This is a genomic window from Rhodoferax sp., from assembly GCF_028714215.1.
In the GTDB taxonomy this organism is placed as follows: domain Bacteria; phylum Pseudomonadota; class Gammaproteobacteria; order Burkholderiales; family Burkholderiaceae_C; genus Rhodoferax.
Genome location: NZ_JAQTMS010000046.1, coordinates 15,280 through 39,954, shown reverse-complemented (window position 1 = coordinate 39,954; position 24,675 = coordinate 15,280). Strand labels below are relative to the sequence as shown.

The 24,675-nt window shown below is 63.9% G+C and carries 22 protein-coding genes and 1 pseudogene; 11 read left to right on the top strand and 12 right to left on the bottom strand.

The window, feature by feature from the left end; translation table 11 throughout:
* Positions 1-316, bottom strand: a pseudogene (locus tag PHS32_RS18215) (hypothetical protein); the annotation flags it as partial.
* Between PHS32_RS18215 and PHS32_RS18210 the strand changes: the two are divergent.
* From PHS32_RS18210 to PHS32_RS18185, 6 genes are all read left to right on the top strand, one after another.
* Positions 310-642 carry a hypothetical protein gene (locus PHS32_RS18210; protein WP_301080516.1) on the top strand — a complete coding sequence of 111 codons (333 nt, stop codon included), beginning with the start codon at positions 310-312 and terminating at the stop codon, positions 640-642. The pseudogene PHS32_RS18215 and the gene PHS32_RS18210 sit on opposite strands and share 7 nt — an antisense overlap.
* A gap of 67 nt (positions 643-709) precedes the next feature.
* Entirely contained in the window at positions 710-1,594 is an 885-nt protein-coding gene (locus tag PHS32_RS18205) for a MotA/TolQ/ExbB proton channel family protein (protein WP_301080515.1), read from the top strand.
* 3 nt (positions 1,595-1,597) lie between these two features.
* Complete coding sequence (locus PHS32_RS18200; protein WP_301080514.1) at positions 1,598-2,023, top strand: biopolymer transporter ExbD; 426 nt, start codon at positions 1,598-1,600, stop codon at positions 2,021-2,023.
* Positions 2,013-2,444 carry a biopolymer transporter ExbD gene (locus PHS32_RS18195; protein ID WP_301080513.1) on the top strand — a complete coding sequence of 144 codons (432 nt, stop codon included), beginning with the start codon at positions 2,013-2,015 and terminating at the stop codon, positions 2,442-2,444. The genes PHS32_RS18200 and PHS32_RS18195 overlap by 11 nt, the downstream gene beginning before the upstream one ends.
* A 162-nt stretch (positions 2,445-2,606) precedes the next feature.
* A complete protein-coding gene (locus tag PHS32_RS18190; RefSeq protein ID WP_301080512.1) occupies positions 2,607-3,038 on the top strand; it encodes an Hsp20/alpha crystallin family protein in 432 nt (143 codons plus the stop codon).
* Between the two features lie 233 nt (positions 3,039-3,271).
* Positions 3,272-5,752, top strand: coding sequence for a PAS domain S-box protein (locus PHS32_RS18185; RefSeq protein WP_301080511.1), 2,481 nt, complete (start codon positions 3,272-3,274; stop codon positions 5,750-5,752).
* A 13-nt stretch (positions 5,753-5,765) separates the two neighbouring features.
* Here PHS32_RS18185 and PHS32_RS18180 read toward each other — a convergent pair whose 3' ends face one another.
* From PHS32_RS18180 to PHS32_RS18170, 3 genes are read right to left on the bottom strand one after another with little or no spacing between them, the layout of a single operon-like run.
* Positions 5,766-6,410 (bottom strand): ABC transporter ATP-binding protein, encoded by a 645-nt coding sequence (locus PHS32_RS18180; RefSeq protein ID WP_301080510.1) that lies wholly within the window; start codon positions 6,408-6,410, stop codon positions 5,766-5,768.
* Positions 6,407-7,465: a tRNA (adenosine(37)-N6)-dimethylallyltransferase MiaA gene (miaA, locus tag PHS32_RS18175; protein ID WP_301080509.1), complete on the bottom strand. Its 1,059-nt coding sequence runs from the start codon at positions 7,463-7,465 to the stop codon at positions 6,407-6,409. Before miaA ends, PHS32_RS18180 begins: the two co-directional genes overlap by 4 nt.
* Positions 7,455-8,645, bottom strand: a complete 1,191-nt coding sequence (locus PHS32_RS18170) for a multidrug effflux MFS transporter (protein ID WP_301080508.1) — start codon at positions 8,643-8,645, stop codon at positions 7,455-7,457. The genes miaA and PHS32_RS18170 overlap by 11 nt, the downstream gene beginning before the upstream one ends.
* 240 nt (positions 8,646-8,885) lie before the next feature.
* Between PHS32_RS18170 and PHS32_RS18165 the strand changes: the two genes are divergently transcribed.
* Together PHS32_RS18165 and PHS32_RS18160 are read left to right on the top strand one after the other, a co-directional pair.
* The gene (locus tag PHS32_RS18165) at positions 8,886-9,644 is read left to right on the top strand and encodes a helix-turn-helix domain-containing protein (RefSeq protein ID WP_301080507.1); all 759 of its coding nucleotides are present in this window, start codon (positions 8,886-8,888) and stop codon (positions 9,642-9,644) included.
* 5 nt (positions 9,645-9,649) lie between these two features.
* On the top strand, positions 9,650-10,195 hold the full coding sequence (locus PHS32_RS18160) for a universal stress protein (RefSeq protein ID WP_301080506.1): 546 nt from the start codon (positions 9,650-9,652) through the stop codon (positions 10,193-10,195).
* Positions 10,196-10,217: 22 nt separating this feature from the next.
* Here PHS32_RS18160 and PHS32_RS18155 read toward each other — a convergent pair whose 3' ends face one another.
* The 5 genes from PHS32_RS18155 to PHS32_RS18135 all read right to left on the bottom strand — a co-directional run bounded on the left by PHS32_RS18155 (position 10,218) and on the right by PHS32_RS18135 (position 15,498).
* On the bottom strand, positions 10,218-10,676 hold the full coding sequence (locus PHS32_RS18155; RefSeq protein ID WP_301080504.1) for a host attachment protein: 459 nt from the start codon (positions 10,674-10,676) through the stop codon (positions 10,218-10,220).
* Between the two features lie 24 nt (positions 10,677-10,700).
* The gene (gene groL, locus PHS32_RS18150; protein WP_301080503.1) at positions 10,701-12,335 is read right to left on the bottom strand and encodes a chaperonin GroEL; all 1,635 of its coding nucleotides are present in this window, start codon (positions 12,333-12,335) and stop codon (positions 10,701-10,703) included.
* A 161-nt stretch (positions 12,336-12,496) separates the two neighbouring features.
* Positions 12,497-13,393: a DMT family transporter gene (locus tag PHS32_RS18145; RefSeq protein WP_301080502.1), complete on the bottom strand. Its 897-nt coding sequence runs from the start codon at positions 13,391-13,393 to the stop codon at positions 12,497-12,499.
* Complete coding sequence (locus PHS32_RS18140) at positions 13,390-13,884, bottom strand: methylated-DNA--[protein]-cysteine S-methyltransferase (RefSeq protein WP_301080501.1); 495 nt, start codon at positions 13,882-13,884, stop codon at positions 13,390-13,392. The genes PHS32_RS18145 and PHS32_RS18140 overlap by 4 nt, the downstream gene beginning before the upstream one ends.
* 45 nt (positions 13,885-13,929) lie before the next feature.
* A complete protein-coding gene (locus PHS32_RS18135; protein WP_301080500.1) occupies positions 13,930-15,498 on the bottom strand; it encodes an AlkA N-terminal domain-containing protein in 1,569 nt (522 codons plus the stop codon).
* 125 nt (positions 15,499-15,623) lie between these two features.
* Between PHS32_RS18135 and PHS32_RS18130 the strand changes: the two genes are divergently transcribed.
* The 3 genes from PHS32_RS18130 to PHS32_RS18120 are packed head-to-tail and all read left to right on the top strand — an operon-like array spanning position 15,624 to position 19,367.
* A complete protein-coding gene (locus PHS32_RS18130) occupies positions 15,624-17,006 on the top strand; it encodes a phosphomannomutase/phosphoglucomutase (RefSeq protein ID WP_301080499.1) in 1,383 nt (460 codons plus the stop codon).
* Positions 17,007-17,055: 49 nt separating this feature from the next.
* Positions 17,056-18,054 carry a lipopolysaccharide heptosyltransferase I gene (waaC, locus tag PHS32_RS18125; protein ID WP_301080498.1) on the top strand — a complete coding sequence of 333 codons (999 nt, stop codon included), beginning with the start codon at positions 17,056-17,058 and terminating at the stop codon, positions 18,052-18,054.
* A complete protein-coding gene (locus PHS32_RS18120; protein WP_301080497.1) occupies positions 18,051-19,367 on the top strand; it encodes a 3-deoxy-D-manno-octulosonic acid transferase in 1,317 nt (438 codons plus the stop codon). The genes waaC and PHS32_RS18120 overlap by 4 nt, the downstream gene beginning before the upstream one ends.
* 28 nt (positions 19,368-19,395) lie before the next feature.
* Here the strand turns inward: PHS32_RS18120 and PHS32_RS18115 are convergent, their stop codons facing one another.
* Genes PHS32_RS18115 through PHS32_RS18105 form a run of 3 tightly spaced genes read right to left on the bottom strand, consistent with a single transcriptional unit; the run spans position 19,396 to position 24,674 of the window.
* Complete coding sequence (locus PHS32_RS18115) at positions 19,396-20,721, bottom strand: TolC family outer membrane protein (protein WP_301080519.1); 1,326 nt, start codon at positions 20,719-20,721, stop codon at positions 19,396-19,398.
* A 54-nt stretch (positions 20,722-20,775) separates the two neighbouring features.
* A complete protein-coding gene (locus PHS32_RS18110; protein ID WP_301080496.1) occupies positions 20,776-21,429 on the bottom strand; it encodes a protein-L-isoaspartate O-methyltransferase in 654 nt (217 codons plus the stop codon).
* A 50-nt stretch (positions 21,430-21,479) separates the two neighbouring features.
* On the bottom strand, positions 21,480-24,674 hold the full coding sequence (locus PHS32_RS18105) for an efflux RND transporter permease subunit (protein ID WP_301080495.1): 3,195 nt from the start codon (positions 24,672-24,674) through the stop codon (positions 21,480-21,482).
* Between the last annotated feature and the right edge of the window lies 1 nt (position 24,675).

Here is a 24,675-nt window from a genome sequence, read left to right as displayed (position 1 = left end):
TTGCCACCGCCACCGGTGCCTGTTGTGCGTCAAGTCGTGCTGCCAGAAACGCCCCCGCCGGTCCCGCTGCCGGTAGCACCCAAGCCCGAGCCCGTGTTGCCCAAACCAGAGCCGGTGCTGCCCAAGCCCGAGCCGGTGCTGCCAATCGAAACGCCGCCGGAGCCCGTGCCAGTTCCAGCGCCAACACCAGCGCCTGCACCAGCGCCAACACCCATGCCGGAGCCGACGCCGACACCGATGCCTGCGTCTGTTCCGGCACCAGCACCGGCACCAACGCCAACGGCTGCCCCGCTTCCTTCCACGGCACCCGTGCCAACGGCCGCGCCGGCCCGGCCGGCGGCCATCACACCGGTGGAACGGGCGCCCGCAGCGACGCCACCGGCCGGACCCGGTGCGGCGCAAACGGCATCCGGCGCGCCGAAGCCGCTAACGGGCCTGTATCCCAATATGTACAACCCGTCGCGCCAGCGCAGCCTGTCCGAGCTGGCCAACGAGCAACTCAACGGCGGCCAGCGCCGTGACCGAGTGGCGGAAGGTGTCGCGGGCGCCGGAAAGCCCGATTGCATAGGTCCGAACGCCGGCGGTAGTTTGGTCAGCCTGATAACCATCCCCATCGCAGTGGCCATGGACAAGTGCAAATAGCCCCATGGCCGATCGAGAACCCGTCAATCGTTTTTACCCCGTTTCTCAAGGAGCCCAGGAAAGCATCATGTTGAAAAAATTTCTCACGGCGCGAGCAGCCCCGATCTGGCTGCTTTCATGCGCGTTGCTGCTGGGCAGCGCAGGCCTGGTGCGGGCGCAGTCAAGCGTGGCGCCGGCACCGGTGACGCTGGCGGCGTCGGCCACCAGCAGTGTGGTAGCAGCTAACACCAGTCCGGCCATCACGCCACCGCAGACCGAGCCGGTCGGCAATCCCTACGGCCTGCGTGCGGTGTGGGCGCAGGGCGATTGGGTGGCCCGGTCGACGCTGTTGATTCTGGCCGTCATGTCCCTGCTGAGTTGGTACTTCATCATCGCCAAGTACCTCGAACAGGCGCGTCTGAACGCGCAGGTGCTGGCCGCCAAGAAAGCTTTTGCCAGCGCCGATGCCTGGCCGCAGCGCGCGCAAGCGCTGGACGATGGCAGTGTGTTCCGTGGCATGGCGGTGTCGGCGCTGGAGGCGGCGCGCCGCCACCCCAGCCTGGCGCGTCAGGTGGATATCAGCAGTTGGCTCAGCCAGGACATCGTGCAATCGGTGGCGACCCTGCAAATGCGCAGCCAGGAGGGTTTGTCGGTACTGGCCACGGTCGGCTCCACGGCGCCGTTTGTCGGTCTCTTCGGTACCGTTTGGGGCATTTACAACGCGCTGGTGACGATTGGCGTTTCGGGCCAGGCCTCGATCGAAAAAGTGGCCGGCCCGGTGGGCGAGGCCTTGATCATGACGGCCCTGGGATTGGCCGTGGCGGTGCCGGCGGTGCTGGGCTACAACTGGCTGCTGCGGCGCAACCGGGTGACGCTGCATGCGGTCAGGGGTTTTGGCTCGGAGCTGCATACGCAGCTGCTGGTGGAAATCGACAAGACCCAGGTCGGCGCCGGCAGCCGCAAGGGCGCCTGAAGCATGGCCATCAGCTACCCGGAAACGCTGGACGAGGATGCCGACCTGTCCGAGATCAACACCACGCCGCTGGTCGACGTGATGCTGGTGCTGCTGATCATTTTCCTGATCACCATTCCGGTCATCAACACCTCGGTGGCGGTGCGCCTGCCCCGCCAAGCCAACCAGTTGCGCCAAAGCCAGCCCGAGACGGTGCTGATCTCGGTCGACGCCGCTGGCGCCAGCTACTGGTTCGATGCCCGGTTGACGGATCAGCAAAGTCTGCGCGACAGGCTGCGCAAGATTGCCGGTCAAACGCCGCAACCGGAGGTGCATATCCGGGGCGACGCCCGGGCCGACTACGAAGCCGTGGCCCGGGTCCTGTATGCCTGCCAGCAGGCCGGCATCACGCGCATTGGCTTTGTCACGGAGCCGCCCCATGGCGATTGACTTTGACGGCGCCCTGGAGCCGGGAGAGCCTGAATTCAGTTCGGGCATGAACATCACGCCGCTGATCGATGTCTTGCTGGTGCTGCTGGTGATGCTCATCATCACCATTCCGATCCAGTTGCATTCGGTGAACATGGAACTGCCGGGCGGACTGCAGCCCCCGGCGAGTAGCGAACCCGTAGTGGTGCGAATCGAGGTGACGGTGCAGAACCAGCTGTTGTGGAACGGCGAACCACTGGCAGATTCGACCCAGTTGAACCAGCGACTGCAAGCCGCCGCGCAACTGCCCGAGCAGCCGGAAATCCATGTCCGGCCGCACCGCAATGCCAAATACGACACGGTGGCGCTGGTGTTGAGCGCTTCGCAGCAGCTCGGGCTGCAAAAAATCGGTGTCGTTGGCCTCGACGAGTACGCGCGTTAAGAATTTGCGGAAAAGTTCATAACAGCGGCGCCATTGATTTTTATCAAGCCCTCTCCGGTCGGTTCTTGAGAGCCTCACTAGCTGGCCCCATATAGGGTCATGGAGCCCATGGTCATCGGGGCCGTGGGGTGTCATCCAGGCAAAGTAGGTAAAGGAGAGGCTATGAACGCACTGATCAACCGCGGCAATCTTTTCGACGACTTTTTTCGCGATGTAGCGCCCGGTTTCTATATCAAACCCCTGCACGGCGATCCCTTGCCGAGTCCGGCACAGATCAAGCTCGATGTCAAGGAGAGCAATGGCAGCTACACCGTGCAGGCCGAAATACCGGGTGTCAGCAAGGACGAAATCCAGGTTTCGCTGGACGGCAACGTGGTGACACTGCGGGCTGAAGTGAAGCAGCAGGACAGCAGCGCCAAGGATGAAAAAGTGCTGCGCAGCGAGCGCTACTTTGGTGCCGTGTCGCGCAGTTTCCAGTTGCCGGCGGACATCGACCAGACACAGGCCAAGGCCAAGTATGACATGGGCGTATTGACCCTGACATTGCCCAAGAAGCAGCCCGCCGCCGGCGTCCAGCGTTTGGCGATTGATTGAAGCGCCAGTGCTCGCCGCCAGCACTTTTGCCGTGCTGCGGCGGCCCGCGCTGATGGTTGGGCGCAACTGCCGGATTGAGGTCCAGTCGACCCCGATTCACCGAGTTTTGGCCGCTTGCGCTGGAGGTGTCCGTTGCCTCGCCTCTTTGACTGATCACCCGTCTATTGCGGGCGCGGCGGGAGATTGATCAGGCTCGGGTCAGCGGTTCAGAAGTGCGGGAATAGGGGCTTGCCATGAAAGCATTACTTTTTCGGTTGGATGCATTGACCGACATCCAGGCAGTTGAGAAAAAGCTGATGGTGTCAAGTTGCCTGCTGGCCCTGGTTGCAACCCTTCTCTCCGCCATTTCCTTGTGGGCCGCCGGGCCCTCCATCGTCATTGCCCTCGATCTTGCCGGGTCTGTCGTCGTGCTGCTCCAGTTGATCTGGATCAGAAACAAGAACAGATTCTTGTTCCCGGCCAACTGGGTTCTGATCATCATGGCCGGCATCGTTCTTCTTGCCGTTTATCTGAATGGTTTGATGTCGGTCTATTGGCTCTATCCGACCATCGTCTATTGCTACTTCTGGCAGGACATCAAAAGGGCGACCATTTTTTCATCGACCTACCTGCTGCTGATCTGTTCCACGGTGGCCTGGAAGGACGGTTTCATCTTTTTGTCGGAATCCAGGATTTTTGGTGCCGGCTTGATGACCATGGGGTTGATGTATTTTTTCAGTCTGGTGCGTGACGGCTATATCGAGAAGCTGGCCCAGGGAAATTCGGAGTACAAGAGCTATACGGAAGTGTTGTCGGGGAAAGTCCAGAGCCAGTTTGAGGAGATCCGGCAAAGCGAGGAAAGATTCCATGGCATCGCCAACGCGGCGCAGGATGCCGTCGTCATGATCGACGACCAACGCGAATTGACTTACTGGAACCCGGCGGCGGTGCGCCTGTTCGGCTATGGCGCCGAGGAGGTGCTGGGCCGGGACTTCGTTGCGGTGCTGGTGCCGCAGCGTTATCGCGCTGCCTATCAGGAAGCCCTCTCCAAATTTCGCTTGACCGGTGGCGGCCCGTTCATCGGCAGAACCACCGAATTGACCGCCCTGCGCAAGGATGGCAGCGAATTCCCGGTCTCCCTGTCGGTCTCCGCACTCCAGTTGAACCAGCGCTGGAACGCCGTGGGCATCCTGCGCGACACGACCGAGCGCGAGTTGGCCGAGGCGGCACGCAGCCAGCTTGCCGCCATCGTCGAATCCTCGGTGGTCGCTATCGTTGGCTCCGATTTGAAGGCCTTGGTGACCAGCTGGAATCTGGGTGCCCAGAACGTCTATGGCTATACCGCCGTCGAGATGATAGGGCAGGCGGCCAACCTGCTGGTTCCGGCCGACCGCCAGCAGGAAATCCACGATGTGATCGAGAAGATCAAACTGGGTGAGGAAGTACCACGGTTTGAAACGACCCGGGTCCGAAAGGACCGGAGTTTGATCGACGTTTCACTGGCCTTTTCGCCGATCAGGAACGAGCGCGGGGAACTGGTGGGCATATCGGCGGTTTCTCACGATGTCACCGAAATCAAAAAGGCCGAACGCGAGCTGAGGACCGTCAACCGCACGCTCAGGACGCGCTCCAGCTGCAATCTGGCGCTGGTCCATGCGGTCAACGAAATTGCCTTGATGGAAGAAATGTGTCACGTGCTGGTGGATGTGGGCGGCTACCGCTTCGCCTGGGTCGGTTTCACGCAGCCTGACGACGCCAATGCCGTCCGGCCGATGGCGCGTTACGGTTTTGAGGAAGGTTACGTGGACGGACTTGAAAGCAGCTGGGCCGATACCGAGCGCGGCCACAGCCCCTGGGGCAGCGCGATCAGAACCGGAACCACGCAGATTCTTCAACATTCGGCCGACGAATCGGCCTGGACGCCTTGGCATGAAGAATCGGTGAAGCGCGGCTACCGTTCCATCATCGCCCTGCCGCTACGCCGCGAAACCGAAATACTGGGCGCCCTGACGATTTATGCGTCCGATCCGGAAGCCTTCCGCGCCGAGGAAGTCAAGCTGATCACCGAAGTGGCGGACGATCTGGCCTACGGCATCAGTGCCTTGCGCACCCATGTGGCCCAGGAACAAAGCGTGGCCCGCTTGCAGGAAAGCATGGAGTCGACCATCAGCGCGGTTGCCAGCATGGTCGAAATGCGCGACCCCTACACCACCGGCCATCAGCAGCGGGTGGCCGAACTGGCGGTGACGATCGGGCGCGCCATGGGACTGCCGGAGCAAAAGGTCTACGGCCTGCATCTGGCCGGCATCGTGCATGACCTCGGCAAGATTCATATCCCGGCGGAGATTTTGAGCAAACCGGGCAAGCTCACCAAAATCGAATACGAAATGATCAAGACGCACCCGGAAGCCGGCTACGAGATTCTGAAGAACGTGGACTTCCTCTGGCCGATCGCCCAAACGGTGTTGCAGCACCACGAGCATGTCGATGGCAGCGGCTATCCGGCCGGCCTCAAGGGCGATCAGATTCTGCTGGAAGCCAGGATCATCGCGGTGGCGGACGTGGTGGAAGCGATTTCCTCGCACCGCCCATACCGGCCCGCATTGGGTATCGAAGCCGCCTTGCAGGAGTTGCAGGACAAGCGCGGCAAATTTTATGACCCGGCGGTGGTGGATGTTTGCGTCAAGCTTTTTTCCGAGAACGCCTTCAGCTTCAGCGGCAAGTCGGGACCCTGACGGAATTCCAGGTTCAGTAAACCCCATCCGCGCGCAACTTGAGGATCCGATCGGCCCTTGCCGCGGCGGCTTGCGAATGGGTTACCAGCACCAGCGAGGCGCCGTGCTGGCGGGTCTGCGTAATCAGCGCGTCCATCACCAGGGCGGCGGTGCCGGGATCGAGGTTGCCGGTCGGCTCGTCGGCCAGCAGCAGGCTGGGGCGGTGCACCAGGGCACGCGCAATCGCGACCCGCTGCAACTGCCCGCCGCTGAGTTGCTGCGGCAGGCGCCGGCCCAAGTCGCCCAGGCCGACGGCATCCAGCATGGCTTGCACCCGGGCCGCATTGGGCTGCTTCAACAGCAGCAGTGGCAGTGCCACATTCTGCGCCACGTCGAGGTGCGGCAGCACATGGAAAGCCTGGAACACAAAGCCCGTTTTTTCCCGCCGCAGACGGGCTTTTTGCTCGTCGTTCAGGCGGCCCAGGTCGAGCCCATCGAGCAGCACCGTGCCGCTGTCCCAGTCGTCCAGGCCCGCCATGCAGTTGAGCAGGGTCGATTTGCCGACGCCGGAGTCGCCCACGATGGCGACGAATTCGCCGTCGGCCACCTCCAGGGACACCTGGCGGAACACCGGCACGTCGCCGTAGTGCTTGCTCAAATCGGTAATGACCAGACTCATGACCGGCCTTCGACAAAAGCCTGCACCAGCCTGAGCGCCTGCGCCAGCGCGTCGGGCGCGTCGCAGACGACGACGCGGCGCTCGGGCATGGCGCGCAGCCAGGTCAGTTGGCGTTTGGCCAGCTGGCGCGTGGCGAAGATGCCCTTGTCGCGCAACTCACTTACTGGCCACTGTTCAGCTAGCGCTTGCCAGGCCTGCCGGTAGCCGACGCAGCGCATGGCCGGCAGATCGGCATGCAGGTCGCCGCGCGCACGCAAGACCTTGACCTCATCCAGAAAACCATTGGCCAGCATGCTGTCGAAGCGCTGCGCGATGCGCTCATGCAGCCAGCTGCGCTGGGACGGCTCCAGCGCAATCAGCCAGTTCGGGTCGGTCTTGGCGCAGGTCTCTGGCATGGCCTGTCGGGTGCGCTGAAAAGAGGAAAGCGGCTGACCGGTCAGCCGAAAGACTTCCAGCGCCCGGGCGATGCGTTGCGCATCGGCCGGGTGCAGGCGCGCCGCCGTTGCCGGGTCCACCCGGGCGAGTGCGGCGTGCAGGGCCGGCCAACCTTGCTGCCGGGCTTCCTGTTCCAGTGCCGCGCGAATCGCCGGGTCGGCTTTGGGCATGGCATCGAGTCCGTCGCGCAGCGCCTTGAAGTACAGCATGGTGCCACCCACCAGCAGCGCCAGCTTGCCGCGCGCCGTGATATCGGCGATCAGGTTTTTGGCATCGGTGACAAATTCAGCGGCGCTGTAGGCTTGCAGCGGATCACGGATGTTGATCAGGTGGTGCGGCACCGCCGCCAGCTCGGCGGCGCAAGGTTTGGCGCTGCCAATGTCCATGCCGCGATAAACCAGTGCCGAGTCGACGCTGATGATTTCGCAGTCATGCTGCCGGGCAATCGCCAGCGCGGCCGCGGTCTTGCCGGAGGCGGTCGGTCCGGCCAAAGCGATGTAGGCCCCCACGCTTGCCACTTTGTGTGCTGCGCTGCCCCCCGAGGGGGCTGTTTCACCTTGGGGCGGCCCGGCGGTGAAACTGTCCCGCATGGCTGCATCGTCGCGAACTTCACTGCGCATCCGGCCGCCCCTGTTTTTGCACCAGCGTCCAGGCTGCCAGGGCAATCAGCACGCTCCAGAACCAGACCCCGTAGACCAGTGGGAATACCGTGCCGTCCATGTGCGTGCCGAGCCAGTTGCCGACGAGGAAGGCGGCCAGCATCATTAAAAATCCGTTCAGCGCCGAGGCCGCGCCGGCGGCCTGCGGAAAGGGGCCAACGGCGCCGCTCTGGCTGCACGGCTGGTGCACGCCGTGGCCCAGCATGAACAGATACTGCGGCAGCATGATAGCCCAGCCGTTGTGCACATTGAACATGGCCAGCGTCCCCATCAAGGTGCCGCCGGCCAGCGACAGTCCGCCGGCCAGGGCGACGGCGCGGCGCACGCCAAAACGCGCCAGCCAGTGGCGGCACAGGAAAGTGCCCAGCAGGTAGGCCAGGGCATTGGAGAACATCAGCAGGCCGTATTGGCTGGTGCTCCAGCCCAGCACCTTGATGAAGACAAACGAGGACGCCGCCAGAAAGGTGAACAGCCCGCCATAGGACGCGCTGGAGAGCGCCGAGAACGCGACAAACGTAGGGTTGCGCAGAATCGCCAGCCAGGTCCGGGCCAAGGCCGCCGGTTGCAGCGCGTCGGGGTTTTTCTTCGACACGGTCTCGGTAAAGCGCAGCGCTATCAGGCCCAGGGTGACGGCGCCAAAACAGGCCAGCGTGAGCAGCGCCAGACGCCAGTTGAACCAGGCCGACAACAGGCCGCCCAGCGGCGGACTCAGGCAGGCAATGACGCCAAGACCGCTCAAGGCCTTGGACATGACGCGCGCCCCCTGCGCCGGTGTGTAGAGGTCGCGCACGATGGCACGGGCGCACATCACGCCGGCACCCATGGCGGCGCCCTGCACGGTGCGCCACACGATCAGCATCTGCATGCTGGGCGACAGTGTGCTGGCAATCGACGCCAGCACATAAGCGCCCATGCCCACCAGCAGGATCGGGCGCCGGCCAAAACGGTCGGACAGCGGGCCCCAGATCAGCTGCGACAGACCGAAAGCCAGCAGCAGGGCGGTCAGCGTCAATTGCGCTTGCGCCATGGGCGCGGCAAAGCCCTCGGTGAGAGCCGGCAGCGCCGGCAGGTACAGGTCGGTGGTGATCGGCTGCAGGCCCAGCAGCAGCGACAGAACCAGGACGGTCAGGCCCGACGGCATGGCGGTGAAAGGTATTCAAAAGACATCCACCCGAGGGTATCAGATTAGCAGCGCCGGCCGGCCCGCAGCACCACCAGCCGCGGCCGGCACCCGGCTGAAGTTTTGTGCGACTTGTTGCTGTTGTCCTACAAGAGGCGTCATGCTGTTCCTACAGACGACGCGGCAGGGGCGACGTAAAGTTGTTTGCGCGGGTCTGCTTGGGCGCCCGTCGGGCGCGGCATCCGACAAGGTGAGCACACCATGATGATGAACGTTCAAACAGCGTCGGCCTCTGCCCGTTGGCATCCGTCTTTTGGTCAACCGGCACTCAAGCTGGAACGCGACGAGCGCTGGTCGGATTTTTCCGAAGTCTTGAGCTTGCTGAATTTCGATGGTCAGGTGCAGGAGGTGAACGCCAGCCTGTTCCGGCGGCGTCGCCTCAAGGCCGGTCAGTCGGCCTTGAGCATGGGCCAGTCATTTCAGGGGCTTTATGTGGTTCGGCTCGGGGCCCTGAAAACTTCGCTGACCGATGTTGACGGCGTTGAGCATGTGGTGGCTTTTCCCATGAAGGGGGACTTGCTGGGTTCCGACGGCATTTGCCGGGGCCGGTACTTGAGCGAGGTGGTCGCCCTGACCGATTGCGACCTGATCAGAATACCGTCGGAGACCCTGTTTTCGCCGGAACACTCGGGCCTGGACCTGGAACGGGTGGCTTATTGGGCCATCAGCCGCGAGATCTTTCAGGAACAGACGGTTGGCACCCTGACCTATTCGCCCAAGTCCGAAGTGCGGGTGGCGCGTTTTCTGCGCGTCCAGTCGGAACGTTTTGCGGCCCAGGGTTGCTCTCCCAACCAGTTCATTTTGCCGATGACCCGGCGCGATATCGGCAATTACCTCAACGTGACCCTGGAGACGGTCAGCCGGGCCTTGTCTTCACTGAGCCGTCACGGCATCATCGCGGTCGAGCGCCGTGAAATCAAGATTCTTTCGCAAGCCGCGCTGCGTGATTTTGGGAGTTGAGGGCCGTGGCTACCGACAATGTGGTGGCACTGCACAGGAGTGAGGCCAGGGCGGAGACCATGCTGGTTCCGACCGACGGCTCGGCCCTGTCGATCGCCGCCGCAATCAAGGCCGTCGAATTCGCCCAGCGCCTGAAAATGGACGTGGTGGCTTTTCATTCGATCCCGGTTTACCGCTACCCGGTCTATGTCGACGGCATACCTTTCGAGTACCCGTCCGAGGCCGATTACCAGTCGCAATGCCGCGCCGTCGCCGAGCGCTACCTTGACCTGGTGGCGGATGCCGGGGCGTTGCACGCAGTGACGGTCAGCAAGCGCATCGAATTCAACCCCGGTGCCGCGCAGGCCATCGTGGAGGCGGCGAAACATGAGAACTGCAGCATGATCTTCATGGGCTCGCACGGACGCAGCGGTTTGTCCAGGGTCTTTCTCGGCAGCGTCGCGCTCAAGGTTCTGACGCTGGCCCAGATACCGATCATGGTGGACCGTCCGACGCCGGAAGATATTGCCCGGGCGGAAAAACTCATGGGTGAATACGCCGTCGAGCCCTGAGCCGGCACCGGCGTCGCAGGCCTTAGTCGGGCAACTGCAGTGCCAGATTGACGCGCTCCTTCAACTCCGCGTTCTGGTAGCGGGTCAGATCGCTGGTAACGCAACGGCGCAGTAACTGTTCCGCCGCGTGACTCAAGCAAGGCCTTAACTCGCCCAACATGGCGCTGCTGGCAATCAGGACCAGGGCCTTGCATTGCCGTTCGGCGACAGCGCGGTTGAGATAGTCTGCCAGTTGTCGGGCAAAGCTGTGACGATCCTTGGCATGGACTTCGGTGTGCGGTTCAAACTGGGTGCCTGCGTGCCCGGTGCGGCCATGGCCTTTGCCGGCGGCTCCGGTCAGGTCGCCGCCGCTGGCCACGCTGGTGAGCGTGGTCTGGGGGCCAATGAAATCGGCCAACTCGGTAAGCGTGAAATCACCCGCATGCCGCTCAAAGCAGCGTGCCCGTCGCGCGTTGGCGACCACAATCCAGGTTTTGTCCATCTTGTTCCTCTTGACTCGTGGGGGTTAGAACATGGGGGCGCCGTCCTGCGGACCCGGCGTAGCCTCGCTGCCGGACGGCAGGGGAGCGCTCGCAATCATGCAGTCGGTGGTCAGGATCAGGCTGGCGATGGAGGCCGCGTTCTGCAAGGCCAGCCGGGTCACCTTGGCCGGGTCTATCACCCCCATCTGCAACAGGTCGCCATAGACCCGCGTGGCGGCGTTGTAGCCAAAGGCCGGGTCCATCGATTCGTCGACCCGGTTCAGAATCACCGACGGCTCGTCGCCGGCGTTGCTGACGATGCGCCGCAGCGGCTCTTCCAGCGCACGCGCCACCAGCCGGATGCCGGACGTCTCGTCGAGCGTACTGCCGGTCAATCCGGCCAGCACACGACGGGCTCGCAACAGGGCGACGCCGCCACCGGGCACGATCCCTTCCTCGATGGCGGCACGGGTGGCGTGCAGGGCGTCCTCGACCCGCAGCTTGCGCTCCTTGAGTTCGGTTTCGGTCGCCGCGCCGACCTTGATCAGGGCCACGCCGCCCGACAATTTGGCGGCGCGCTCGTCGAGCTTCTCGCGGTCGTAGTCGCTGCTGGCGAGTTCGCGTTCCTTGCGGATGGTGGCAATGCGCTCCTGGATCGATTTCGGCTGGCCGGCGCCACCGATCAGCGTGGTGCTTTCCTTGCCGATCTCGGCGCGCGTGGCACGCCCCAGATCGGACAGCTTGACCTTGGCCAGCGGCAGACCGACCTCATCGCTGACCACCGTGCCGCCGGTCAGCACGGCAATGTCCTGCACCATGGCTTTGCGTCGATCGCCGAATCCCGGGGCCTTGACGGCGCAGGTCTTCAAGGTGCCGCGAATCGTGTTGATGACCAGCGCCGCTAGCGAGTCGTTGTCGACCTCCTCGGCGATCACCAGCAGCGGCCGGCCGGCCTTCACGATTTCCTCCAGCAGCGGCAGCAAATCCTTCAAGGAGGACAAGCGGCCTTCACACAGCAAAATCGCCACGTCTTCCAGCACCGCGCTTTGGCGCTCGGCATTGTTGATGAAATAGGGCGACAGAAAGCCGCGGTCGAACTGCATGCCTTCCACTACTTCGAGTACGCTGACCAGACCGGAGCCGTCTTCGATCGAGATGGCACCCTCGCGCCCGACCTTGTCGATGGCGCTGGCCAGCAAGTCGCCGATGGAACGGTCGTTGTTGGCCGAGATGGCCGCCACGTGCGCAATTTCCTGCGAGCTGGCGCAGGGCTTGGCCATTCTCTTGAGTTCCGCCACCACGCTGTCGATCGCCAACTCGATCCCGCGCTTGAGATCCATCGGATTCATGCCGCCGGCCAGATAGCGCAAACCCTCCTGAATCATGCCGTGCGCCAGCACCGTGGCGGTGGTGGTGCCGTCGCCCGCCATCTCGCTGGTGCGGGCCGCCACTTCGCGCAGCAACTGGGCGCCCATGTTCTCGAAGCGGTCTTCCAGTTCCACCGCCTTGGCAACCAGCACGCCCGAGTTCACGATCTGGGGCGGGCCGAAGTCGCGCTCCAGAATCACGGTCCGCCCGCGTGGCCCCAAGGTGACCTTGACCGCCTCGGCCAGTGCGTCCACGCCACGCCGGATTTTTTCCCGTGCCGCGTCGTGAAAGACGAGTTGTTTGGGTTTCATGCCTGACTCTTTCATGTACCACCGACGCACATGCTAAGTTTGGCGCAACAGCGTGCGCTTGACAAATCGCAACAGAGCGGACGGTCAAGGCCCGATCGCCGTTAAGGTCGGTGCCGCGCTGGCGGCCACTCAGGCTGATGGAGGCGGCAGGTGCTGCGGCGTCAGCGCCGCAGTCGGATCAGATTGGCTGACAGTGCGGTGCCGCAAACGATGATGGCGGCGCACAACAGCGTCCAGCCGGAGACCGTCTCATGCAAAAAGACGGCGCCGTAAATCAGGGCAAATACCGGTACCACAAAAGTCACTGTCAGCGAGCGCGCCGGGCCGACGTTTTCAATCAGCCAGAAAAACAGGATATAGGCCAGGCCGGTGCACAGCACACCCAGCGCCAGCAGGGCCAGCCAGGCGCTGCCGCTGGGCGTGTGTTGCGGCCACAGCCACCAGGTGGGCAGGGCCAGCGCCAGGGTGGCGCCCAATTGGCTGCCAGTGGCGGTGACCAGGGACGGCAAGCCGCCCAGGTAGCGCTTGGTGTAGCTGGCCGAGATGCCGTAACTCAGGCAGGCCAGCAGACAGGCCAGTACCGCCCAGCCGCTGGACAAGCCGGCAGCGTCGGGTTTGAAGCTGGCTTTGTCCCAGGCCAGCAGCGCAACGCCGACAAAGCCCAGCACCAGACCAACGATGCGCGACCCGCTGGGCCGGTCTTTCAGCCAGGCCCAGGCCACCAGCGCGCCGAACAGGGGCACCGTGGCGTTCAGGATGGCGGACAAGCCGGTGCTGATCGACAGCAGCGCGAAGCTGAAGCAGGCGAACGGCAGGGCCGAATTGAACACGCCGATGAAAAGGATCTTTTTCCAGTGCTGAACCAGTTGCGGCCCCAGGCTTCGCACTAGCAGCAAGGGCAGCAGAAAGAGCGCCGCGATGGCCACCCGCAGCCCGGCCGTCGGCAGGGCGCCAAACTCCTGCGCCCCCATGCGCATGAACAAAAAGGAGGAGCCCCAGAGTGCCGCCAGCAGGACAAAGCGGGCCAACCAGGTTTTTTTGGGAGGTGCTGTAGTCAAGGCTGGCTCTCGAGTTGCAACAAGGCGGTCTTGCGTTCAAGCCCGCCGGCGTAACCGGTCAGGCTACCGTCAGCGCCGATCACGCGGTGACAGGGCACGACGATGCTCCAGGGATTGCGACCGACAGCGCCGCCGACGGCGCGCAGGGCAGCGGGTTTGCCGATGGCGGCGCTGACTGCGCCATAGCTGGCGGTCGCTCCCCGTGGAATTTTCAGCAGCGCCCGCCACACCTGCTGCTGAAACAGGGTGCCAAGGCTCAAGTCCAGCGGCAACTCAAAGGTGCTGCGCCGACCAGCAAGGTAATCGCTCAACTGGTGCTGGGCCAGTTGCAGCACCAGGTGCTCGCGAACGCGGGTCCAAAGGCGGGTGTCGGGCTGGTGGCGTTGGCCGTCAAACCAGATGCCCACCAGTTTGTCTTCGGCGGCGGCCAGGATGATGCGTCCCAGCGGGCTGTCAAAACTGGTCTGGACGGTGGAGGCTGGAAATTTCATGGTAATCACCTTCGCAGTAGCGGTGCAGTGTTGATGAGCAAACGTCTATCGGTGGGTGCTGGTGCCGGTCTTGCCGGCCGGCACCGTTGCTGGCAGGCTGGCCCAGGCGCGGATCACCGCATAACTGCGCCAGGGTTGCCAGGCTTGCGACGCCAACTGTGCTTCTCTGACCGGATTCTTGCTGTCTTGCAGTCCCAGCGCCTTATGCAGGGCGACGTCGCCGGCCGGAAAAGCGTCAGGCCAGCGCAGCGCCCGCATGGCAATGTACTGGGCCGTCCAGTCGCCAATGCCAGGCATCTCCTTCAAGGTGTTGATGGTGGTTGTGACGTCGGCACCGGCGTGCAACTGTAGGCTTTGCTCCAGCACGGCGTTGGCAATGGCCCGGATGGCGGCCTGGCGCTGTTTGACGATGCCCAACTGGCCCAGCGCATCGGCGCTGGCAGCGGCCAGCGTGGCGGCGTTCGGGAACAGCCGATTCAAGCCGGCGATCGGGGTCTCGATCGGTGTGCCAAAGCGCTGCACCAGTCTGGCCGCCAGCGTGCGCGCCGCCGCCACCGTGATCTGCTGGCCCAACACGGCGCGCACGGCCAACTCGAAGCCGTCCAGCGTTCCGGGCAGCCGCAAACCGTCGCCCAACGGGAACTGCGCGTGCAGCAAGCTGTTGATGGCGCGCGGATCGGCGTCCAGGTCCAGCATGGCCCGCACCCGCGCCATGATCCAGGGCAGGGCGTCGCGCAGCGAATCGCTGACACGCAGATCGACCCGGCTGGCGCTGGCATCAAAGCGGGCCAGCAGCCAGCCCTGGTAACGCTGTTTGCCGATGTCAATGCTGACGGTTTTGCCGATACCGGGCCTGGCCGATGTCAATGTAATCTCTTCAACGCCAGCGATGCTGCGCGCGGCAAAAAAACGCAGCATGGCGTCCACGTCGTAGGGCGGGCGATAGGCCAATCGGACGACGATGCCCGGCTCCGACGCGCCCGTGCCGCGCCCACCACCGACGCGGCGCAACTGGCTGGGGCTCAAGGCGTAGTGCTGGAGAAAGGCCGCATTGAAACGCCGCACGCTGGCAAAGCCGCTCAACTGCGCTACTTGCGTGACCGCCAGGGGGGTATCGGTCAGGAGCTGTTTGGCGCACAACAAGCGCCGGGTTTGCAGGTATTGCAGTGGCGAGACGCCGAAGCTGGCCTCGAAAATGCGCCGCAAGTGGCGGTCGCTGACGCCCAGGCGTCGGGCCAACCGCTGCATGGTGAGCGTGGCCTGGCCCCAGGCCTCCGGCGTGTCTATCAGGTGCGCCGCTTGAGCGGCCAGAATGCTGGAGGCATCTTGCGTCGACCAGACCCGGTTTTCGCCCAGGGGGTTGCAGCTCGAGGTGCGTGGCGCCAGTTCCGGGCGGCAGCGCAGGCAGGGCCGAAAGCCGGCCCGCTCGGCTTGCGCCGCCTGGGTAAAAAAGCGGCAGTTTTCGCGCTTGGGCGTGCGCACCCGGCAGACCGGGCGGCAATAGATACCGGTGGAGGTGACACCGGTGAAAAAGCAGCCGTCAAAACGCGCGTCCTTGGCCTTGAGGGCGAGGTAGCAGGCGTCGTCCAGGGGCTCGGCCGTGAGGGTTTTCATGGCCTCGATGATACGCGCCGGAGCAGCCAAAACCAGCCGTTTTCGGACCTGTCCCTGGGCCTGGCAGCCGCCTACAATCCAAGGCGCCAATCGAAGGCGAACATTTATTTCAGGGGACCCGATTCATGCAGTTATCAGCTTCCATCTTCAAGGCCTACGACATCCGCGGCATCGTGCCCGGCACCATCAACGAAGCGGTGGCCGAGGCGCTGGGCCGCGCCTTTGGCACGCTGGCCCGGCGTGAGGGCGAACTGAGTGTTGCCATCGGCCGCGACGGCCGCCTCAGCGGTGCCGTGCTGGGTGCCGCCCTGAAACGCGGCCTGCTGGCGGCCGGGATCGAGGTGATCGACATCGGCATGGCGACGACACCGATGCTGTACTTTGCCGCCAGCACCTTGTGCCGCAGCGGCATCCAGGTCACCGGCAGCCACAACCCCAGGGACTACAACGGCTTCAAGATGGTGCTGGCCGGACGCGCCATTTACGGCGAGGAGATCCAGTCCCTGCGGCGCATGATGGAGAGCGAATCCTGGTTGCTGCAAGCCGGCGGGCAGGGGCGCGACGTGAATGTGCTGGAGGCCTATCGCCAGCGCATCGTGGGCGACATCAAACTGGCGCGTCCGATGAAAATCGTGGTCGATTGCGGCAACGGTGTGGCCGGTGCCTCGGCCCCCGGCATTCTGCGCGCGATTGGCTGCCAGGTCAGCGAACTGTACAGCGAGGTCGATGGCAATTTCCCGAATCACCACCCGGATCCCAGCAAGCCGGAGAATCTGCGCGACCTGATCGCGGCGCTGAAAGTGGGCGACGCCGAACTGGGCCTGGCCTTCGACGGTGACGGCGACCGGCTGGGCATCATCACCAAGGAGGGCAACAACATCTACCCCGATCGGCAGATCATGTTGTTTGCGCAAGATGTCTTGAGCCGTGTGCCGGGCGGCACCATTTTGTTCGACGTCAAGTGCTCGCAGCGACTGGCCCCGGCCATTGTGGCCGCCGGTGGCAAGCCGCTGATGTACAAGACCGGGCACTCGCTGATCAAGGCCAAGATGAAAGAGATCGATTCGCCGCTGGGTGGCGAGATGAGTGGCCACATCTTTTTCAAGGAGCGCTGGTTCGGTTTTGACGATGGCACTTATGCCGCTTGCCGGCTGCTGGAAATCGTGAGTCGTGCGCCGGACGCAAGCGCCGTGCTGAACGCCTTGCCCAGCAGCTTTTCGACGCCCGAGTTGAACGTCCGATGTGCCGAGGGCGAGCCCCACGCGCTGGTCGAGCAACTGCTGGCCGCCGCCAACTTCGCCGCTCCGGCGGTGGTCAATCCGATTGACGGTTTACGCGTCGACTGGCCCGATGGTTTTGGGCTGATACGCGCCTCCAACACGACGCCGGTGCTGGTGCTGCGTTTTGAAGGTCATACGCCGGAAGCCTTGCAGCGTATTGAAGCCGCCATGCTGGCCTTGCTGCGCAGCGTCAAGCCCGGTGCCCAGATTGACGAGGCGGCGCATTGAGCGACGCCGGGCCGTCGCAAGGCGCGCATGCCTGCGTGGGGGCGCCGTCTTGAAAATCCTGATCGTCAAGCTCTCCTCGCTTGGCGATGTGGTGCATGCCATGCCGGCCGTGCAGGACCTTCACCGGGTCTGGCCGGAGGCGCAAATCGACTGGGTGGTGGAGCGTGGTTTTGCCGCCCTGCTGCGCCGCTGCGAGGGTGTTCATAGGGTCATTGAGTGCGAACTGCGGCGTTGGCGCAAGTCGCCCTTATCAAGCGCCACGCGAGAGGCCTGGCGCAGCTTCAAAGCCGAGCTGCAGCAGCAGCGTTACGACGCCGTGATCGACTTGCAGGGGTTGACCAAATCGGCGCTGATTTCGCTGCTGGCGCGGCGGGCGCCGCAGGGCCGGCGTCTTGGCCTGGCCAACCAGACCGAGGGTTCCAGCTTTGAAGCGCCGGCGCGCTGGGTCGCTGATGTGGCCATCACGCTGCCGACGCATATTCACGCGGTGACCCGGTCCCGTCAACTGTGCGCGCTGGCACTGGGCTACCCGGTGCCGGAACAGCTGTCCTATGGGATGCGGGCCAAAGTCAGCCAGGCGGCAGAAGCATCCCGGGCTGTCCGCGGCAGGGCGCTGGTGGCGCTGGTGCACGGCAGTTCGCGCGCCGACAAGTTGTGGCCGCTCGCCAACTGGCAGGTTTTGGGGCAGCGCCTGAATCAGCAGGGCTATGCCGTGGCCTTGCCGCATGGCAATGACGAGGAACTGCGCCAGGCGCAGGAAATTGCCGGCGCTCTGGCCCATGCCACGGTGTGGCCGCGGCTGGCGCTGGATGCTTTGACCGACGCGCTGGCCGGCTGCGCCGGGGTGGTCGGCGTGGACAGCGGCTTGAGCCACCTGGCGGTGGCGCTGGATTTGCCGCATGTGCAGATCTACAACTTCGACACCGCCTGGCGTACCGGCCCGCAGCAGATGCAGCGCCAGTGCAGCGTGTTTGCCCGGCCAACGCCGTCGCTGGACGCCGTCTGGCAGGCCTGGCTGGCGGTCTCCGGCGAAGCCGTCAAGCCATGACGCGTCGGCTTTACACCTTTCTGATGTGGCTGGCGCAGCCCTGGCTGCGGCGCAAGCTGGCACGCCGCGGTCAGCGGGAACCGGGTTACCTGGAGGCCATGGAAGAACGCTTTGGGCACTACGGCGACAAGCCTCCGGCGGCGGCCGGCCAGGTGGTCTGGCTGCATGCCGTGTCGCTCGGTGAAACACGCGCTGCCGCGCTGCTGGTGGCGGGTTTGCGCCAGCGCTTGCCGGGCATGCGTCTATTGCTCACGCATGGCACGGCCACCGGCCGCGCGGAGGGCGCCAAGCTGCTGCAAGCGGGTGACATTCAGACCTGGCAGCCGTGGGACACGCCGGTTGTGGTGGCGCGTTTTCTGGATCATTTCAAGCCGCGCATCGGCATCCTGATGGAAACCGAGATCTGGCCCAATCTGGTCGCTGCCTGCGCCCGCTCCGCGCTGCCGCTGGTGCTGGCCAATGCGCGCCTGAGCGAGCAGTCGATGCGCAAGGCGCGCCGCCTGGCCTGGCTGGCGGCGCCGGCCTACCGCGGCCTGACTGCCGTGTGGGCACAAACGCCGGATGACGCGCTGCGCCTGAGCGCGCTGGGGGCCAAGGTGCAAGGGGTTTTTGGCAACCTCAAATTCGACGCCGCGCCGGATGCTGAGCTGCTGGCCCGTGGCCGGGCCTGGCGCCAGAGGGCAGGGCGCCCGGTCGTCATGTTTGCCAGTTCGCGTGAGGGTGAAGAAGCTGCCCTGTTGCGACTCCTGTCGGCAGCAAGTGGCCCGGGTCAGGGCGAGAGCCGTTCAGTGGCCAGTGAGGTTCAGTGGCTGATCGTGCCGCGCCACCCTCAACGCTTTGACGAGGTCGCGGCGCTGATAGCGCAGCACGGTTTTGCGCTCTCGCGCCGCAGCCTCTGGCGCGACGCACCACCCGCCATGCCAGGCGCCGGCGAGCGGCGGCGCTGCATCTGGCTCGGTGACTCGCTGGGCGAGATGGCGCTCTACTACGGGCTGGCCGACGTCGCCTTGCTGGGCGGCAGTTTTGAGCCGCTGGGCGGGCAAAACCTGATCGAAGCGGCAGCCTGTGGTTGTCCGGTGGTGATGGGGCCGCACACCTTCAACTTTGTCGAGGCGGCCGAGCTGGCGGCGGCCAGCGGTGCGGCGGTGCGGGTCGAGAATATGGCACAGGCGCTGGACGCGGTATCAATACTGGTTGGCAACGCTGCCCCATTGCAGGCCGCGCGCCGGGCTGCCGACGCTTTTGCCGGCAGCAACCGGGGCGCCACCGAGCGTACGCTGACGGCCATCAAGGAATTATTGGCGGCTTGGTGAAGCCGGCCAGGCCGGCTTGGCAAACCGCTTACTTGGCCAGCAGGGCGTTGACGCTTTGCAGATCGTCGGCCTTGAGCGTGCCATTGGCCTGGCGCAACTTCAAGCCGCCCAGCAGCACGTCATAGCGCGCCTTGGCCAGCTTGGCCTTGGTGTCGAACAACTGGCTTTGCGAGTTGAGCACGTCGATGTTGATGCGCACGCCCACCTGGTAGCCCAGCTTGTTGGCGTCCAGCGCGCTCTGGCTGGAAGCCTCGGCCGCTTCCAGCGCCTTGACCTGGCCCAGGCCCGAGAGCACGCCGAAGAAGGCGGTGCGGGTGCCTTGCGCCACGGCACGCTTGCTGCCTTCGAGGTCATTGCGGGCTTTTTCTTCCAGGGCCAGCGTTTCCTTGATACGGTTCTGGATCGAGTAGCCGGCAAACAGCGGCAGGTTGAACGACAGGCCGATGGTGCCGACATTGACGCGCGAGCCCATGGCGGCGGAACTGTTGCCTTCCTGGTTGTTGATGGCGTTGTAGCTGACACCCAGGTCCACTGTTGGTTTGTGGCCGGCCTGCGCTTTTTGCGTTTCCAGCTGGGCCACGTCCAGCGCAATCTGGGTCTGCGCAATGGCCGGATGGCCCACTGCGGACTGCGCCACCCAGCTATTGACATCGTTGGGCGTCAGGGCCGGCAGCGTCAAGGGTTGCGACAAGGCGGCGGGTTGAACATTGCTTTTGCCAACCAGTTGATCGAGCGCAATTTTCTTCACCCGCAAGTCGTTGTCGGCGGCTATTTCCTGGGCGATCACCAGGTCAAAGCGGGCCTGCGCCTCACGTGTGTCGGTGATGGTGGAGGTGCCCACCTCGAAGTTGCGTTTGGCCGACGCCAGTTGCTCGGCCACCGCCGTTTTCTGGGCTTGCACAAAGGTCAGGCTGTCCTGCGCGGCCAGCACGTCGAAGTAGGCCTGGCTGACGCGCACGATCAAATCCTGATCGGCACTGAGCAACTGGGCCTGCGCCAGATCGATCTGTTTCAGGCCTTGCCGGTAACTGGCCCAGTTGGCCGGACGGTACAAGGGCTGCGACAGGCTCAGCGTGGCGCTCTGGGTGCCGTAGCCGCGGTCGCTGCTGGGGCCTTGGTCCGGTATCACTTCCTGCGTCGAACGCGACACCCCAAGCGCCAGACCGGCGGTCGGCAGAATGGCGGCCTTGGCTTGCGCAGCCTTGGCCAGGGTGGCATCGTACTGCGACTTGGCCGACTGGTAGGAGGCGTCGAAGCCGCGCGCCGATTGGTACAGATCGACCAGACTTTGCGCCTGCACCGGCACGGTCAAGGCTGCACTGACGGCGACGAACAGAGGGAGCAGACGGAACATTTTCATGGTGAGCTTCAGGGTAATTGGGTGTGGAGGGCGCCGGCGGGCAGCGAATCAGAATTGAAACTGCGAGGGTGTCGGGAAATTTTGCAGGCGCGGCGCCACCGTGTCCCAGGGTTGACTGGTCTTGAACTCGGTCTCGCTAGTGCGGCTGACGATGGTGGCGCGCATGGTCGGTTCATCGCCCACGATGGCCAGCAGCCGGCCGCCGACCTTGAGTTGCGTCAGCAGCGATGACGGCACCTCGGCCACCGAGCCGCTCAGCAGGATGACGTCGAAGGGACCTTCCGGCATCACCTCTTTGGCGCCGTCGGCCTGCCTGACCTCGGCATTGTGGATACCCGCTTTTTGCAGGTTGCCGCGCGCCTGTTGGGCCAGCTCCGGATTGATTTCCAGCGTGATCACGCGCTGCGCCCGGTGCGCCAGCAGCGCCGCCATATAGCCTGAGCCGGTGCCGATTTCCAACACCTTCTCGTGTTTTTGAACTGCCGCGTCCTGCAACAAGCGCGCCTCGACGCGGGGCGCCAGCATGCACTGCCCATGGCCCAAGGGGATTTCCATGTCGACAAAGGCCAGTGCCTTGTGCGCCAAGGGGACAAAATCTTCACGTTTCACCACCGACAGCAGGTGCAGCACCTCGGCGTCCAGGACGTTCCAGGGACGAATTTGCTGTTCGATCATGTTGAAGCGGGCTTGTTCGATATTCATTTAGGTACTCCGGGGGGTATATTAACGGATTCTACAAAATCTGCAAAATTTTACCCGTTGGCAGCCTCGGCGCCGCCCCAGTGCCGGCGCAGCCATTGAGCCAGATCATCCATGTAGCAATAGACCACCGGTACCACCACCAAAGTCAGCAGCGAAGAGGTGATGACGCCGCCGATCACCGCCTGCCCCATGGGGGCGCGCTGCTCGGAGCCTTCGGACAGCGCGAAGGCCAGCGGCAACATGCCGAAAATCATGGCCAGCGTGGTCATCAGAATCGGCCGCAGCCGGACCTTGGCCGCCATCAGCAGGGCGGCACCGCGCTCCATGCCGTCGATGCGGCGGCCGTCCGCGTCGATTCCCGGTTCGCGGGCGCGGATCGCAAAGTCGACCAGCAAAATGGCATTCTTGGTGACCAGACCCATCAGCATCACGATGCCAATGATGGAGAACATCGACAGCGTCGAGTGAAACATCAGGAGCGCCAGCACGACGCCGATCAAGGTAAGCGGCAGCGCCGTCATCAGCGCCAACGGCTGGAAAAAGCTCTTGAACTGGCTGGCCAGAATCATGTAGATGAAGACGATGGCCAGCATCAGCGCCGAGATCGCATAGTCGAAGGACTCGGCCATGTTCTTGGTCGAACCACCCATCTGGTAGCGGTAACCGGGCGGGAACGAGATGCCTTCGAGCACCGCCTTGATGTCATTGGAAACCTCGCCGACCGAGCGCTGATAGACATTGGTGTTGATGGCCACTTCGCGTGTCATGTCGCGCCGGTTGATCTGATTCGGGCCGGTAGCTTCGGTCACCGCGGCAATCTGGTTCAACCGCACGATGCGCGGACTGCCGTCGGCATTGCTGCCCAGCGTGAACGGCAGGCGCTGCAAGTCATCCGGACTGTTGCGGGCGTCGGGCGCCAAGCGAACATTGACGTCGTAGGTCTGGTCGTCCGGCGCGCGCCAGTTGCCCACCGTCTGGCCGGCCACCAGGGTGCGCAGGGCGCTGGCAATCGGCCCGATGCCCAGCCCCAAGTCGGAGGCGGCGTCGCGCCGCACCGCCACCTCCAGCGTCGGCTTGTTCGGTTTGACGCTGGAGTCCAGATCCACCAGGCCGGGAATCGGGCGGATTCTGTCCATCACCAGCCGGCTGATGCGTTCGAGTTCGGCCAGATCCTGGCCTTGCAGTGAAAACTCGATCTGTTTCTGACCGCCTACCGGGTCCATCAAGCCAACGTGGGTGACGGTGATGCCGGGCACCTGTTTCAGACGTTCACGCAATACCGATGACAGCTGGTCGACACTGCGCGTGCGCTTCTTGCGGTCCACCAGGCGGACATAAAAATTGGCGTAGCTCTTGCCCGCCGCGCTGCCCGTATTGAGGGTCGCCAGCGAGTAGTCGACTTCCGGGTAGCTGCGCAAAATGCCTTCCACCTGCTTGACCTTGGCTTCGGTCACTTCGATCGAGGAGCCCATCGGTGTATAGAAGTTGAGCCAGGTTTCCGAAAAATCCGCCGACGGTACAAACTCGGTGCCCAGCAGCGGCACCATGAAGATGCTGGTGATGAAGATGACCAGCGCCAGCAACAAGGTTTTGAGCTTGTGCACCAGCGACCAGCGCAGGATGCCCTGGTAGGCTTCGATCAGCACATCGGTGGCGTGGTCGAACCAGCCGGTGACGCGGCCTATGGTTTTGTCGTACAGCGTAACCGGCGGGCCGTGGCGGCCATGCGCCTCGATGCTGGGGTCGTGCCAGATGGAGGACAGCATCGGGTCCAGCGTGAAGCTGACGAACATCGAGATCAGCACGGCGGCCACGATGGTGAGACCGAACTCGTGAAAAAACTTGCCGATGATGCCGCCCATGAAACCGATAGGCATGAAGACGGCGACGATGGAGAGCGTGGTGGCCAGCACCGCCAGACCGATTTCCTGGGTGCCGTCCAGCGCCGCCGGGTACGGCTGCTTGCCCATCTGCACGTGGCGCACGATGTTTTCCCGCACCACGATGGCATCGTCGATCAGCAAGCCGACACACAGGCTGAGCGCCATCAGCGTGATCATGTTGATGGTGAAGCCGAACAGGTTCATGAACAGGAAGGTGCCGATCAGGGCAATCGGCAGCGTCAGGCCGGTAATTACCGTCGAGCGCCATGAATTGAGAAACAGGAACACGATCAGGATCGTCAGCAAAGCGCCTTCAAACAGCGTCTCGCGCACGTTTTCCACCGCCACCCGGATTTGCCGCGAGCCGTCGTAGACCGGCTCCAGCCGCACGCCGGGCGGCAGTTCCGCCTTCATGGTCGCTACTGTTTTGAGCAGGCCGTCAATCACCGCAATGGTGTTTTCATCCTGCGCCTTCTGCACACTCAGCAGCAGGGTGCGCTGGCCGTTGTAGAGCGCCAGACTGTCGGTTTCCTGGGCGCCGTCGACCACGCTCGCCAACTGGCCCAGGCGCACCGGCGCACCGCTCTTGCGGGCAACGATGATGTCGGCAAAATCCTCCGGCCGCTGCATGCGGGCTTGGATCTTGACCACGCGCTCCTGCTCCAGCGAACGGATCGCCCCCATGGGCAGATCCTGATTTTCATAACTGACCGCGGCCACCACCTGCTCGGGGGTGACGCCAAAGGCCTCCAGCGCCTGCGGCTTGAGGTAAATATTGATCTCGCGCTTGGTGCCGCCGACCACTGTCACGGAACCGACGCCGCGCACATTTTCCAGGCGCTTTCGAAGCGTCTGGTCGGCCCAGTTGGTCAGCTCGACCTCTGTCATGGCTTTGACTGCAGTTTTCGCGTCCGCTGGCGCGGCCGCCGGCAGCACCGCCAGCGACCAGACCGCCTTGCTGGCCGGATCGAAGCGCAGCACGCGCGGCTCCTTCACCTCGGTGCGCAGGGTGGGGCGCACGATGGCCACTTTTTCGCGCACGTCGTCGGCCGCCTTGCGGCCGTTGATGTGCAACTGGAATTCGATGATGACAACCGACATGCCTTCGTAGCTGCGCGACGTCAGGGCGTTGATGCCGGCAATCGAGTTGACGCCTTCCTCGATCTTCTTGGTGATTTCGCTTTCGACAATTTCGGGCGAGGCGCCCGGGTATTCGGTGGTGATGACGACCACCGGAAAGTCGACATTGGGAAACTGGTCGACCTGCAGACGCTGGTAGGAAAACAGGCCCAGCACCACGATGGCCAGCATGACCATGGTGGCGAAGACCGGGTTTTTAAGGCTGACGCGGGTAAACCACATG

Excerpts from the sequence above, each read along its gene's own strand:
- PHS32_RS18205 (WP_301080515.1), top strand. The coding sequence starts at position 710 with ATGTTGAAAAAATTTCTCACGGCGCGAGCAGCCCCGATCTGGCTGCTT.
- PHS32_RS18200 (WP_301080514.1), top strand. The coding sequence starts at position 1,598 with ATGGCCATCAGCTACCCGGAAACGCTGGACGAGGATGCCGACCTGTCC.
- PHS32_RS18195 (WP_301080513.1), top strand. The coding sequence starts at position 2,013 with ATGGCGATTGACTTTGACGGCGCCCTGGAGCCGGGAGAGCCTGAATTC.
- PHS32_RS18190 (WP_301080512.1), top strand. The coding sequence starts at position 2,607 with ATGAACGCACTGATCAACCGCGGCAATCTTTTCGACGACTTTTTTCGC.
- PHS32_RS18185 (WP_301080511.1), top strand. The coding sequence starts at position 3,272 with ATGAAAGCATTACTTTTTCGGTTGGATGCATTGACCGACATCCAGGCA.
- PHS32_RS18180 (WP_301080510.1), bottom strand. The coding sequence starts at position 6,410 with ATGAGTCTGGTCATTACCGATTTGAGCAAGCACTACGGCGACGTGCCG.
- miaA (WP_301080509.1), bottom strand. The coding sequence starts at position 7,465 with ATGCGCAGTGAAGTTCGCGACGATGCAGCCATGCGGGACAGTTTCACC.
- PHS32_RS18170 (WP_301080508.1), bottom strand. The coding sequence starts at position 8,645 with ATGCCGTCGGGCCTGACCGTCCTGGTTCTGTCGCTGCTGCTGGGCCTG.
- PHS32_RS18165 (WP_301080507.1), top strand. The coding sequence starts at position 8,886 with ATGATGATGAACGTTCAAACAGCGTCGGCCTCTGCCCGTTGGCATCCG.
- PHS32_RS18155 (WP_301080504.1), bottom strand. The coding sequence starts at position 10,676 with ATGGACAAAACCTGGATTGTGGTCGCCAACGCGCGACGGGCACGCTGC.
- groL (WP_301080503.1), bottom strand. The coding sequence starts at position 12,335 with ATGAAACCCAAACAACTCGTCTTTCACGACGCGGCACGGGAAAAAATC.
- PHS32_RS18140 (WP_301080501.1), bottom strand. The coding sequence starts at position 13,884 with ATGAAATTTCCAGCCTCCACCGTCCAGACCAGTTTTGACAGCCCGCTG.
- PHS32_RS18135 (WP_301080500.1), bottom strand. The coding sequence starts at position 15,498 with ATGAAAACCCTCACGGCCGAGCCCCTGGACGACGCCTGCTACCTCGCC.
- PHS32_RS18130 (WP_301080499.1), top strand. The coding sequence starts at position 15,624 with ATGCAGTTATCAGCTTCCATCTTCAAGGCCTACGACATCCGCGGCATC.
- PHS32_RS18120 (WP_301080497.1), top strand. The coding sequence starts at position 18,051 with ATGACGCGTCGGCTTTACACCTTTCTGATGTGGCTGGCGCAGCCCTGG.
- PHS32_RS18115 (WP_301080519.1), bottom strand. The coding sequence starts at position 20,721 with ATGTTCCGTCTGCTCCCTCTGTTCGTCGCCGTCAGTGCAGCCTTGACC.
- PHS32_RS18110 (WP_301080496.1), bottom strand. The coding sequence starts at position 21,429 with ATGAATATCGAACAAGCCCGCTTCAACATGATCGAACAGCAAATTCGT.
- PHS32_RS18105 (WP_301080495.1), bottom strand. The coding sequence starts at position 24,674 with ATGTGGTTTACCCGCGTCAGCCTTAAAAACCCGGTCTTCGCCACCATG.